Origin of the sequence: Nocardia sp. BMG111209, assembly GCF_000381925.1 — a bacterium.
Lineage (GTDB): Bacteria > Actinomycetota > Actinomycetes > Mycobacteriales > Mycobacteriaceae > Nocardia.
Genome location: NZ_KB907310.1, coordinates 92551 through 104892, shown reverse-complemented (window position 1 = coordinate 104892; position 12342 = coordinate 92551). Strand labels below are relative to the sequence as shown.

14 protein-coding genes are annotated in these 12342 nt (G+C 70.9%); 6 read left to right on the top strand and 8 right to left on the bottom strand.

The window, feature by feature from the left end; genetic code table 11:
• Positions 1–33 precede the first annotated feature (33 nt).
• The 4 genes from G361_RS0138795 to G361_RS0138780 all read right to left on the bottom strand — a co-directional run bounded on the left by G361_RS0138795 (position 34) and on the right by G361_RS0138780 (position 3968).
• Positions 34–705, bottom strand: a complete 672-nt coding sequence (locus G361_RS0138795) for a nitroreductase family protein (RefSeq protein WP_019932543.1) — start codon at positions 703–705, stop codon at positions 34–36.
• Between the two features lie 39 nt (positions 706–744).
• Complete coding sequence (locus tag G361_RS0138790) at positions 745–1266, bottom strand: YbjN domain-containing protein (RefSeq protein ID WP_019932542.1); 522 nt, start codon at positions 1264–1266, stop codon at positions 745–747.
• Entirely contained in the window at positions 1266–2612 is a 1347-nt protein-coding gene (gene mshA / locus G361_RS0138785; RefSeq protein WP_026344039.1) for a D-inositol-3-phosphate glycosyltransferase, read from the bottom strand. The genes G361_RS0138790 and mshA overlap by 1 nt, the downstream gene beginning before the upstream one ends.
• 525 nt (positions 2613–3137) lie before the next feature.
• Entirely contained in the window at positions 3138–3968 is an 831-nt protein-coding gene (locus G361_RS0138780; protein ID WP_019932540.1) for an alpha/beta fold hydrolase, read from the bottom strand.
• Positions 3969–4051: 83 nt separating this feature from the next.
• Between G361_RS0138780 and G361_RS0138775 the strand changes: the two genes are divergently transcribed.
• Both G361_RS0138775 and G361_RS0138770 read left to right on the top strand, forming a co-directional pair.
• Positions 4052–4786 (top strand): SDR family NAD(P)-dependent oxidoreductase, encoded by a 735-nt coding sequence (locus tag G361_RS0138775; protein WP_019932539.1) that lies wholly within the window; start codon positions 4052–4054, stop codon positions 4784–4786.
• A gap of 58 nt (positions 4787–4844) precedes the next feature.
• On the top strand, positions 4845–5693 hold the full coding sequence (locus G361_RS0138770) for an LLM class flavin-dependent oxidoreductase (protein ID WP_019932538.1): 849 nt from the start codon (positions 4845–4847) through the stop codon (positions 5691–5693).
• A gap of 58 nt (positions 5694–5751) precedes the next feature.
• On the opposite strand, the gene G361_RS46205 is transcribed toward G361_RS0138770, so the two are convergent.
• Both G361_RS46205 and G361_RS0138760 read right to left on the bottom strand, forming a co-directional pair.
• Positions 5752–7005 (bottom strand): Ig-like domain-containing protein, encoded by a 1254-nt coding sequence (locus G361_RS46205; RefSeq protein ID WP_036496580.1) that lies wholly within the window; start codon positions 7003–7005, stop codon positions 5752–5754.
• 65 nt (positions 7006–7070) lie between these two features.
• A complete protein-coding gene (locus G361_RS0138760) occupies positions 7071–8162 on the bottom strand; it encodes a UDP-N-acetylmuramate dehydrogenase (protein ID WP_019932536.1) in 1092 nt (363 codons plus the stop codon).
• Positions 8163–8203: 41 nt separating this feature from the next.
• Here G361_RS0138760 and G361_RS0138755 point away from each other — a divergent pair, with 41 nt between their 5' ends.
• From G361_RS0138755 to G361_RS0138745, 3 genes are all read left to right on the top strand, one after another.
• Positions 8204–8695, top strand: a complete 492-nt coding sequence (locus G361_RS0138755) for a DUF2505 domain-containing protein (protein ID WP_019932535.1) — start codon at positions 8204–8206, stop codon at positions 8693–8695.
• Positions 8696–8792: 97 nt separating this feature from the next.
• Positions 8793–9311, top strand: a complete 519-nt coding sequence (locus tag G361_RS0138750) for a DUF2505 domain-containing protein (protein ID WP_019932534.1) — start codon at positions 8793–8795, stop codon at positions 9309–9311.
• Entirely contained in the window at positions 9308–10132 is an 825-nt protein-coding gene (locus G361_RS0138745) for a hypothetical protein (RefSeq protein WP_052173028.1), read from the top strand. Before G361_RS0138750 ends, G361_RS0138745 begins: the two co-directional genes overlap by 4 nt.
• Here the strand turns inward: G361_RS0138745 and G361_RS0138740 are convergent.
• Positions 10106–10714: a hypothetical protein gene (locus tag G361_RS0138740; RefSeq protein ID WP_019932532.1), complete on the bottom strand. Its 609-nt coding sequence runs from the start codon at positions 10712–10714 to the stop codon at positions 10106–10108. The two genes, G361_RS0138745 and G361_RS0138740, sit on opposite strands and share 27 nt — an antisense overlap.
• Positions 10715–10835: 121 nt before the next feature.
• On the opposite strand from G361_RS0138740, the gene G361_RS0138735 reads away from it, so the two are divergent.
• Entirely contained in the window at positions 10836–11591 is a 756-nt protein-coding gene (locus tag G361_RS0138735; RefSeq protein ID WP_231387238.1) for a DUF2993 domain-containing protein, read from the top strand.
• A gap of 7 nt (positions 11592–11598) precedes the next feature.
• Here the strand turns inward: G361_RS0138735 and deoC are convergent, their stop codons facing one another.
• Positions 11599–12261 (bottom strand): deoxyribose-phosphate aldolase, encoded by a 663-nt coding sequence (gene deoC / locus G361_RS0138730; protein WP_369798059.1) that lies wholly within the window; start codon positions 12259–12261, stop codon positions 11599–11601.
• Between the last annotated feature and the right edge of the window lie 81 nt (positions 12262–12342).

Here is a 12342-nt window from a genome sequence, read left to right as displayed (position 1 = left end):
GCGGAATTCCCACCGGCACCGACCATCCGCCGATCAGCGGGTGAACTCCGCGCCGTCGAACCGGTCGACCGTGGTGAAATCCTCGACCGTGGCCCGCCGCAACCGCGACGGCTGCCGGACCGGATGCCCGAGCGCGACCACGGCCGCCACCGCGAATTCGTCCGGAACGCCGAGCAGCGCCTTCACCTGCGGCTCGGACCGGACCAGCATGGTGGTGATCACGCCGCCGAGCCCGAATTCGCGGGCGGCGAGCAGCACACTCCACACGAACGGGTAGACCGAGGCGCCCCCGGCGAAGGTGTAGCGGTCGAAATCCCGGTCCATCGCCGCGAGCGCGCGCTGATCGGCCAGCACCACCAGCAGCGCGGGCACCTCGTGCAACTGTTCCGCGAACCCCGCGCGGGCGGGCGGGCGCGGCTCGGCCAGCGCGCGGGTCTCGGCCTCGCGATCGGTGAGCGGGGCCCAGGCCACCAGCCCGGCGCGGCCGAGCGCCAGGTAGTCGTACCAGCCGACCAGGTAGAGGTCACGCAGCGCGGCCCGCACCTGCGGATCACGGACGACGATCGCCCGCCAGCCCTGCCGGTTGCCGCCGCTGGGTGCGAAGCGGGCGGTGTCGAGAATCTGGTAGAGGGTCTCGTCGGGCACCGGTTCGCCGGTGAAGTCCCGGATCGCCCCCGTCGTCCGCAGCGCGTCGCGTAGCTCCATACCCCGAGCGTATCCAGCGGGTCCGGCGGCGAGCGGCCGCTACTCCGATTCGGCCACGCGCGCCTGCGCGTCGTCGTCGTCCACCAGATGGGTGAAGGCCCGCAGATTGTGCAGCGACTCGCCCCGCGAGACCCGCCAATCCCATTCCCGCCGAATGGCTCCCGCGAATCCGAGCTCCAGCAGCGTGTTGAAGTCGTCGTCGGTGGCCTGCAGGATCTGACCGAGGACGCGGTCCAGCTCGTCCGCGCTCACCGCGGAGGTGGCGATGCGGCCGACCAGATAGATGTCACCCATCTGATCCAATGCGTAGGCCACCCCGTAGAGCCGGGCGTTGCGCCGCAGCAGGAACGAGTGCACGCCGTCGGCGTTCTCCTCCGGTTTGCGGCAGACGAAGGATTCGAACCGGACCCCCGGCTCGCTGACGGTCAGCATGACCGGCGTGCGGTACTTGCGCTCGCCGGGCAGGATCGCGACGAACGTCTCCGGGGTGTCCCGGCTGTATTCGATCTCGTGGTCGCGCAGCGTGTCCTCGATGAGCTGCGCGGTCTGCTCGACGGACATCAGCGCATCACCCCGATCCGGCGGCGCCACACGGTGCGCGATCTGGCCGGATTGTCCGCCGCCGAGCCGGCCGCCAGCCGCGACGGCATGCCACGGAAGTCCTGCAAGGCGTGCGCATAGCTGTCGAGCAGGCTTTCGGCGGTGTGCTCCCAGGAGAAGTTCGCGGCATGCGCCACGGCCGCCGCACCCATGTGCCGCAACCGTGCCGGATCGTCCAGCAGCCGGCGCAGCGCGGCGGCCCACTCCGGCGCGCCGTGCCCCGGCACCAGCAGCCCGGACACCTCGTCGCGCACCGCGGTCCCCAGCCCGCCGACCCGTGCGGCGAGCACCGGGGTGCCGCTGGCCTGGGCCTCGATCGCCACCAGGCCGAAGGATTCGTTGTAACTCGGCACGGCCACCACATCGGCGGCCCGGTACACCTGTACCAGCCGCTGCGGCGGTTGCGGCGGCAGGAAGGTCACCCGATCCGCGATGCCGAGGGTGGCGGCCAGTTCGATCAGCGCGTCCGGCCGTTCCAGCCCGCTCCCGGACGGCCCGCCGACGATCAGCACCCGCAGCCGCCGATCCGGTTCGGTACGCAACACCTCGGCGGCGGCCCGGACCAGCACATCCGGCGCCTTCAGCGGCTGGATCCGCCCGATGAACGCCACCACCTGCTCGTCGCGCCGGATACCCAGTTCGGCCCGCGCGGCCGCGGCATCACCGGGCCGGTAGCGGGTCAGATCGGCGCCCGGCAGCACGACATCGATGCGACCCGGATCGGCGCCGTACCGATCCACCAGTTGCCGGGCCTCGTCGGCGGTGTTCACCACCAGCCGATCGGCCTCGGCGATGACCTGCTTCTCGCCGATCTCCCGGGCCACCGGCTCCGGCGTGTCCCCCTCGGCGAGATAGGCGTTCTTGACCGCGGCCAGGGTGTGCGCGGTGTGCACCAGCGGCACCCGCCAGCGATCCCGCGCCAGCCATCCGACCTGGCCGGACAGCCAGTAGTGCGAGTGGATCAGGTCGTAGTGACCCGGCAGATGGCGCGCCTCCTGCCGCAGCACCTCCGCGGCGAACGGGCACAGCTGGGTGGGCAGATCGTGTTTGTCCAGCCCCTCGAAGGGTCCGGCGACCACATGTCGCACCAGCACCCCCGGCGCGGCCTCCACGACCGGCTCGTCGTTCGACGAGGTGGCCCGGGTGAAGATCTCCACTTCGACGCCGCGCCGGGCCAGCTGGAGAGCCGTCTGCAGCACGTAGACGTTCATCCCGCCCGCGTCGCCGGTGCCCGGCTGAGCAAGAGGTGAGGTGTGCACCGACAACACGGCGATCCGATGGGGCCGTAGGTCCGGGCGTTGACTCACCCCTCCAGTGTGCACGGCCGATTCCCGCCCGTATCGCGCGCTCCGCCATCGAGTGACTGCCGTCACAAGCGCACACCCGTCCGCCGCACCCGATCCTGTGTGCTCACCCACACCTCTGACAACGGTCCCCGCGACCCTCCGGTTCGACACATGTGGCCGCGATACCCGGCCGGCCGGCCCCGAAACCCCGGATACGCGAAAACCGTTGGCACACAACGACCGGGCAACCTCGCAAGCCCGGAACCATCCGGAAACAGCTGCATCGGAACAACTTTCGACCGGCACGCCGGTAAAGGTGAAGCAGGACATATCATCCGGCTCTCGAACTGTCGCAGCCGATGACTCACGTGGGGCACTCCGGCTGGTGCGTGCGGCGTCTCGCCCCGGGATCCGGGAGAATCGCAGGCTCCAGGCCGTTCGTCCCCGGAGCAGGCGAATCGCGGACGCCGGGCCGTTTCCAGGAGCAGGGAAATCGCGGACCAGGCCGGTTTCGTCCCCCAGGTCGGGAATCGCGCACTCCGGCGATCAGAGGCCGGGTAACCCGTCGACGAACGCCCCCACCTCGGCGGCGAAGCGGTCGGGATCCTCGAGGAACAGGCCGTGCTGCGCGCCCTCCCAGAACGAGGTCTCGGCGTCCGGCACGGCCGCGGCGGTGTAGCGGCCGTTCTCCACCGGCACCACCGGATCGGCGGTGCCGTGCAGGACCAGGACCGGGATGTCGAGGGTGCGCAGGGTGGCGGTGTTGTCCACAGTGCGATACATCAGCGCCTTGCGGACCCGCGGCGGCGTGGACAGGCTGCCGCCGAACAGGCGCTGGGCGTCGGCGCCCTTGTCCCGGCCGGGACCGGTGTTGGCGTTGCCGAACGCCGCGAATCCGCGCATGGCCCGGCCCGCGCTCTCCTCGAACACGTCCGGGATCGCCTTGCGCATCGCCGGACCGGGCTCCGAGCCCGGCACCCCGCGTCCGATCCCGGCCTGCGAGCCGCTGTACACGGCCCCCGCCACCGCGCCCGTCCCGTAGCGAGCCAGGTAGTCGGTGAGCACGATGCCGCCGTAGGACCAGCCGAGCAGCACCGCACCGGTCTCGATCCGTTCACCGGCCAGCACGGCCGCCACGTCGGCGGCCCAATTGCGCGGATCGTCGTAGCCCGTCTCGGGGGCGCCGGAGTAGCCGTGGCCGCGCAGGTCGACCGCGATCACCCGGAAGCGCGCGGCCAGCACGTCAGCGGCCCGCCCCCAGCACTGCAGGTTGCCCGACCACCCGTGCAGCAGGACCAGCGGCCGCGCGGCCGCGGGACCGGTCACCCGGTACACGATCGCGGTCCCGTCCTCGCTCACGACTTCCCGAATCGACATGGGGTCAGGCTAGCGGCCGGTCGTGGCGGTGATCACCGCCGCCGATCGGACCGATCCCGGCGCCCGGGTCCTAAGCTCTGCGCATGACCTCTCGTACCGCCGTCGTCACCGGCGCCAGTTCCGGAATCGGGGAAGCCACCGCACGACAGCTCGCCGCGCAGGGCTATCACGTGGTCGTCGGCGCCCGGCGGCAGGACCGGCTGCAGCGGCTCGCCGACGAGATCGGCGCGACGGCGCTGCCGCTGGACGTGACCGACGACGAGTCGGTGCGTACCTTCACCGAGGCGGTCGACCGGGTCGACGTACTGGTCAACAATGCGGGCGGCGCGCACGGACTGGCCCCGATCGCCGAGGCCGACCTCGACGACTGGCGCTGGATGTGGGAGACCAACGTGCTCGGCACGCTGCGGATCACCAAGGCGCTGCTGCCGAAGCTGATCGCCTCCGGCGACGCCCTGATCGTCACGGTCACCTCGATCGCCGCGCTGACCGTCTACGAGAACGGCGCCGGCTACACCTCCGCCAAACATGCCCAGGGCGTCCTGCACCGCACGCTGCGCGACGAGCTGGTGGGGCAGCCGGTGCGGCTGACCGAAATCGCCCCCGGCGCCGTCGAGACCGAATTCTCGCTGGTCCGGTTCCAGGGCGACGCCGACCGGGCCGCCAAGGTCTACCAGGGCATCGATCCGCTGGTGGCGCAGGACATCGCCGAGATCATCGGCTTCGTCGCCGACCGGCCCGCGCATGTGAACCTCGACCAGATCATCGTGAAGCCGCGCGACCAGGCCGGCGCCACCCGGTTCGCCCGCCGCGGCTGACCGGCGAAAACCGTTCTGGTCGTGTCCTTTCCGGCCCGATCTCGGTAGCATCCGGATCGTGCGATTCGGGTTGTCCGTGCCGAACCTGGGCGAGTTCACCGATCCGCGGCGGGTCGCCGAACTGGCCCGCCGCGCCGAGGACGCGGGCTGGGACGGCTTCTTCGTCTGGGATCACGTGGTCTTCGCCTACGGACCGCTCGAGACCGCCGACCCCTGGGTGCTGCTGACCCTGGTCGCCGCGTCCACCACGCGAATCCGGTTCGGCCCCATGGTCACTCCCGTCGCGCGCTACCGGCCGGGCCCGCTGGCCCGCCGGACGACCACCCTGGACCGATTGTCCGGCGGACGTCTCGTCCTCGGCGCGGGCCTCGGATTCACCCTGCCCGCCGAATTCGGCACCTGGGGCGAGCCGACCGAGCCGCGCACGGTGGCCGACCGGCTGGACGAGGGCCTGGCGCTGCTCGCCGAACTCTGGTCCGGCGAGCGGGTGGACTTCCACGGCGAGCACCTGACCGCCGCCGACGTCACCTTCCGCCCGGCCCCGATCCAGCAACCCCGTCCGCCGATCTGGATCGGCTGCGACTGGCCGAACCGCCGGCCGTTGCGCCGCGCGGTGCGCTGGGACGGTATCGCGCCGACGATGGTCGACCCGGCCGACGGCTCCTGGCGGCCCACCCCCGCCGCGGTCGCCGACCTGGTCGCGGCGACCGGTGAACTACGCACCGGCGACGACCCGTTCGACGTCGTGATCACCGGCCGCACCCCGGCCGCCGAGCCGGATGCGGCCCGCGACACCGTCGGCGCCGTCGCGGCCGCGGGCGCGACCTGGTGGATCGAGGGCTTCCGCCCCGGCGCGGGCGAGTACGACGCGGCCCTGGACCGCATCGAGGCGGGCCCGCCCCGCTGACCGGCGCTCGGTAACACGAAGCGGCCGAACATCATTCGGCCCGCGGGATCACCGGTGGCTAGTGCCCGCCGCCCACGGCCTGCGGCGGCAGTGGTGTAGCCGACACCGCCCCGCTCGGCTCACCGTTCAAGGCGGACAACGTCTTCCAGGTATCCCAGTCGATGGTCCAGTCGTAGAGGTCGCCGTCGGCGGCCGACAGCGCGATCGAGGTCCCGGTCACCTCGACCGGGTCGCCGTAGAGCGCGGTCGGGAAGTACTTCTGCGCATCCTCGGTACTGAGGTTGATGCAGCCGTTGGTGACGTTCGAATTACCTTGCGCGGAGGCCGATTCCGGGTTGGCGTGAATGAATTCGCCGTTGTTGGAGATGCGTACGGCCCAGCGCTCGCGAACGTTGGTGTAGAACGGCGGATTCGACATCATGAAGTCCTCGTACTTCTCCGTCACCACATGGATGCCGGAGCGCGTCACGTTGCGCGCCTCGTTGCCCTCGCCGTAACTGCACGCGAAGTCGAAGACGACCGAGCCGTCCCGGATCACCTGCACCCGGTGACTGGCGGCGGTGCCCTTCACGATCTGGCTGCGGCCGATCTTGAACTGCGAGGTGAGGTCGCCGTAGCCGTAGGCGCCGTCGCCGAGGTCCAGCCCGTACAGCTTGGCGCCGAAGGTCACCGCGGTGCCGGGCTGCCAGTAGTTGTGCGGCCGCCAGTGCGCGCGCGAACCGCCGTTCTCGTCGGGCAGCCAGGCCCAGCCGCCCTCGGTCTCGGGCGTGGTGGTGACGCTGAGCGCCTTCTCCACCGCCGCCTTGTTCACGACGTGACTCTTGAACTGGAGGATCAGCGGCGCCGCGATGCCGACCTCCTGGCCGTCACCGATGTTGATCGTCGCGGGCACGGACTGTTTCGGCGCCAGCGTGGTGAATTTGCCGGAGATCGGGACGGACTTCCCGTCCGTGCCGACCGCGGTACCACTCCAGGTGTAGGCGGCGTTGTAGCCGAGCGGCTCGCTGATCTTGTAACTGACGCGATCCGCGGACAGCTCGCCGGTGACCTCCTTACCGGCGGCATTGGTCAATGCGATCTTGTCGATGTGCCCCTGGGACACGGTGGCGGTGACCGGCGCGACCGGGTTGATGTTGGCGCTGCCGTCACCGGGTTCCAGCTTCACCTTGACCGTCGGTCCGGCGGTGGTGGCGGGCGCTGCGGTGCCGGATGTGGTCTTACCGTTCGAGCACGCCGCAGCCACCGCGGCCGTCGCGACGCCGGCTGCCCCCATCAACAGGGCACGGCGACTCACAGCTGCTCGGGCGTTCATTTTCTCGAATCTACCGCGAAAAAATCGCCACCCCGGTGGTCGACACCGTGGCGAACACCACGCTCTCAGACTGTAACGCCGACGGTCACCGGTTCGGGCTCCAGCCGGACGCCGAAGCGCTGCTCCACACCGTCGCGTACCGTCCGCGCGAGTTCGACCAGATCGGCGGCGGTGGCGGCCCCCCGATTGGTCAGCGCCAGCGTGTGTTTCGTGGACAATCGCGCGGGCGCGCCGGGGCCGGGGAAGCCCTTCGCGAAGCCCGCGCGCTCGATCAACCAGCCCGCGGAGAACTTCACACCGTCCGGCGCGGGGTACGACGGAACTGTGACTTCCCCCACATATGCGGCAATCGCGTCCAGAATCCGCCGCTCCCCCGCGTGCGGCACCACCGGGTTGGTGAAGAACGAGCCCGCACTCCAGGTGTCGTGATCGGCCGGATCCAGAACCATGCCCTTACCGGCCCGCAGCCGCAGCACCGCCGCCCGGACGTCGGCGGCCGGCCGGGTCTCCCCCTCGGCCGCGCCGAGCGCGCGGGCCAGTTCGCCGTAGCGCAGCGGCGCGCTCGTCCCGTCGGCCCGCAGCGCGAATTCCACCGCCAGCACCACCGCGGCGGAACTGTGCTTGAGCACCGAGGTGCGGTAGCCGAATCCCAGTTCCGCGGGCTCGGCCCAGCGGATGTCGCCGGTCGCGCGGTCGAGCAGCCGCACCCGCCGGATGGTCTGTTCCACCTCGACGCCGTAGGCGCCGACGTTCTGCACCGGCGTCGCCCCCGCGGAGCCGGGAATCCCGGACAGGCATTCCAGGCCGCCGAGCCCGGCCTCGACGGTCGCGGCCACCACGGCATCCCAGTCGGCGCCGGCCTCGGCCAGGACGTGGTCGGCGCCGATCCGCACGTCGGTGGTGGCGATCCGCACCACCACCCCGCCGAATCCGCCGTCGCCGATGAGCAGATTGGAGCCGCCGGCCACCAGCAGCACCGGAATCCCGGCGGCGTCGAGCGTGCGCACGGTCGCCGCCAGCGATTCGGTCGTGGTGCACTCCGCGACCGTCGCCGGACCGCCCACCCGCAACGTGGTCAGCTCGGCCAGCGGCACCGAATCGCGCAGCCGCGCACCGGTTGCCGCCAACAACGCGCTGACGTGTTGTGACGACACCACCTGATGTGTACTCACGACCACAGACGGTAGCGTGTTGCCCCATGGCGACACCCCTGGCGTTCACCGCTACCTACTCGCATTCGGCCGACGCGGTCCGTGCGGCAATCGCCTCGGAGCAGTACTGGAAGGACCGGCTCGCCGAGGTGGGCGGGCCCGGCGCCCGGCTCGAATCGTTCGAACCGGCCGGCGAGGTACTGACGATCCGCATGGTGCAGACCATCGCCGCGTCGGAGCTGCCGAGCTCGATCACCTCGGTCCGGCCCGGCGACATGATCATCCCGCGGACCGAGGTCTACACCGCCGGTTCGAACACCGGCACCTTCGAGGCCCATGTGGACGGCGCACCCGCGGAGGTCAACGGGACGGTCACCCTGACCGAGAACGGATCCGGCACGGTCGCCACCGTCGAGGGTTCGGTGCACGTCGCGGTCCCGTTGTTCGGCAAGAAGATCGAGGCCGTGGTTGCCGAAAAGCTGCTGGAACTGCTGGCTTCCGAGGCCGCCTTCACCGATACCTGGGTCTCCCAGCACTGATCGCACACCGCCGACACCTTCGAGTCGTGTTGCTGCCGCGGTCATAATACGGCCGCGGCGGAAGAGTCGTGAGTCACACCAAGTAGCCTCAACGCCCATGACCCGCCGACTGAACTACTCAGCCCGCTTCCCGCTGCGCACCACCAAAGAGGTGTACGCGCTGCTGTCGGACCGCGCCTACTGGGATGCGCGGATGGAGGAGATGCGCAAGTACTCCCCCAACGAGGTGGTCGCCCTCGACGCGGGCGACAGCGGGGTCACGGTCGTGCTGGAGCAGGTGCTGCCGCGGGTCATGCTGCCGGATCTGGCCCAGTCGATCATGCGGCGGGACATGGTGATCACCCGCCGCGAGGTCTACGGCCCGTTCGGGCCCGAGGTGTTCGGCGAATACGTCGCCGAGATCCCGTCCGGTCCGCCGGGCGGGCTGGGCGGCAGCATGCACCTGTTCGCCACCGACACCGGGTGCACGCTGCGGATCACCAATATCGCCACCGTGCAGATCCCGTTCCTGGGCGCCAGGCTGGAACAGCTGATGCTGGTCAGTCTGGTGGATCTGCTGCGAGCCGAAGCGGAGTTCACCAAGCAGTGGCTGGACGAGCACAACCCGCTCACCTGAGCGACCCCGACCCCGCCCGATCCGGCGCCGGGCGCAAGCCGGTCGGCAGCATCACCCGCGGCACGACCGGGGTGAACCGCCTGCGCCGCAGCGACCGCTGGCTGATCCACGACGATCTGGTGACCGCGCGGCTGCGGCAGGCGCGGGATCCGCTGGTCGTCGACCTCGGCTACGGTGCCAGCCCGGTGACCACGCTGGAACTGGCCGGTCGGCTGCGGCGGGTGCGCGCCGAGGTGCGGGTGATCGGCCTGGAGATCGATCCCGAGCGGGTGGTACCCGGCCGGGACGGGGTCCGGTTCGCGCGTGGCGGATTCGAACTGGCCGGCCTGCGGCCGGTGCTGGTCCGCGCGTTCAACGTGCTGCGGCAGTATCCGGAGGAGGCGGTCGCCGGAGCCTGGGCGACCGTCCTCGGCAACCTCGCCCCCGGCGGGCTGCTGGTCGACGGCACCTGCGACGAACTGGGCCGCCGCTGCGCCTGGGTACTGCTGGACGGCTCCGGTCCGCTGTCGCTGACGCTGGCCTGGGACCCGTTCACCGTGGAGCGCCCCTCCGATCTGGCGGAACGGCTGCCGAAGGCGCTGATCCACCGCAACATCCCCGGCGAACCGGTGCACGCACTGCTCGCCGCGGCCGACCGGGCCTGGGCCCGCGCCGCGCCGCTGGCGCCCTACGGGCCGCGGGCCCGCTGGCGTGCGGCCGCGGAACTGTTGCGCGAGAACGGTTTTCCGATTCGGCACTATCGCCGCCGGATGCGCGACTGCGTACTCTCGGTACCGTGGCCCGCGGTCGCGCCGTCAGGACCGGGCCAGGGCCCGGCGTAAGCGGGCGGCCGTCTGCGGCGGCAGGATCGCCGCCGCGTGCCGGATCTCGGCCCCGGCGCAGCGCCGGATCGCGAGGGCGTCGGCGACCACCTCGGTCAGCGCGTCCTGTCCGATACCGGCCTCGGCGAGGTCGAGTACGGTCCGCACCGGGGTGGTGACCAGGAAGGTGCCCGCCGATTCCACGTCCCGGCCGTGCAGCACCCGGCGCAGCACCACCAGCCCGGGTGCGCTGGGCAACCGGCCGTCACCGGCCGACATGTGCACGAATCGCGGTCGCAACCGGCCCAGGCCGTGCAGTTCGGCGGCGCTGTGATGGGAGACCGCGGCGGCGCCGTCGAACCACGCCGACCACATCGCGTACTCGTCCAGCGGGCCCTGCGGCCAATCCGTCATCCGCAACAGGCCCACCCCGACCCGGATCACCGAACCGTCGTCGAGTCCGGTGCGGATCCTGGCCTCGCATCGGGTGCGCCACACCAGGCGGGTGGTGAAGTATCCGGCGTGCCGCCGGGCCAGCTGTCGCAAGGCCCACCAATCCGAGTCCGGATCGCGATCCTCGTCGATAGCAGCATCCCCGGACATGTGATTCAGGTTACGCTCGGGCCCATCGCGACAAGCCGTAATCGGCCCGGATCGAGAATTTGGCCGTGCTCTCAGCCGCGCCACAGGGGCCGCTCATGAATGAGCGGGAAGAATCGCGGATATGAGTTCGCACCCCGACTACGGCACTGATACCACAGTCGCCATGGGCGCGCGTCCCGGTGGCACCGGCAACCTGCGTCGTAATCTCCTGATCGCCGGGCTGGTGGTCGTGCTCGTCGCGATCGCCGCGCTGGTCGGCGCGGAGACCTATTACCGCAAGCACTACGCCGACTGCATCGCCACCCAGGCGGAACACGACCTCGGCTCCAAGGTTTCGGTGCATTTCGGCGCGAAACCGTTGCTGCTCACCGCGATCGATCACAAGGTCGGCTCGGTGACGGTCGACAGCGACGACGCCAAGTTCGGCCCGGCGGTCGGCATGAAGGTGCACGCGAAGATCAACGACGTCCGCATGGCCGGTCGCGGCGCGGACGTGGGCAGCAGCAGCGCCGACGTCACCTGGAGCGACGACGGCATCCAGCAGACCCTGAAGGGCATGGTGTCCGACGTGAAATCCGACGCGTCGGCCGGCACGCTGACGGTCAAGGTGCTCGGCGGCCTGGCCGACCTGCAGCTGAAACCGCAGATCGTCGGCAACCAGATCCAGGTCACCACGGCCTCGGCCTCGCTGCTCGGCATCGGCCTGCCCACCGATCTGGTCTCCGGCATCGTCGACGTGATGACCCAGAGCCTGCAGACCTACCCGCTGGACATGCATCCGACGGCGGTGCACGTCACCGACAACGGCCTGTCGGTGCAGCTGACCGGCGGCGCGTCGCAGCTGCAGGCGAACGAGAACACCGATATCCGCTGCTGACCGGCCGCTACTCCGGGAATCCGGCCAGCACCTCGCGCGAGCGGGACAGCCCGAGCCGGGTGGCGCCCGCGGCGATCAGCTCCGCCGCCGCGGCCGCGGTCCGGATCCCGCCGCTGGCCTTGACCCCCAGCCGGCCGCCGACCGCCTCGGCCATCAGCCGCACCGCGTGCACCGACGCACCGCCGGCGGGATGGAATCCGGTGGAGGTCTTCACGAAATCGGCGCCCGCGCGCCGCGCGGCCCGGCACACCGCGACGATCGCGGCATCCGACAGCGCCGCCGATTCGATGATCACCTTCAACAGCGCCCGATCGCCGATCGCCTCGCGCACGGTGATGATCTCGGCCAGCACCGCGTCGTAGTCGCCCGCCACCGCGGCGCCCACGTCGATGACCATGTCGACCTCGTCGGCGCCCTGTTCCACCGCGAGCCGCGCCTCGGAGCCCTTGACCAGCGCGTGATGCTTACCGGAGGGAAATCCGGCGACGGTCGCGACCGCCAGGCCGGGTTCGCGCACGGGCAGCATCGACGGCGACAGGCATACCGCGAAGACCCCGAGTGCGCGGGCCTCGGCCACGGTCGCGGTCACATCGGCCGGGGTGGCCTCGGGGGCGAGCAGGGTGTGGTCGATCAGCGCCGCCACCTCCCGCCGGGTGAGTGCGAGGGGGATGTCAGCCACGATTGTGCAGTCTGGCACACGCGGGCCGCGACGTTGCGGGCCGCCGGTCCCGGCGCGCACACTCGAAGCAAC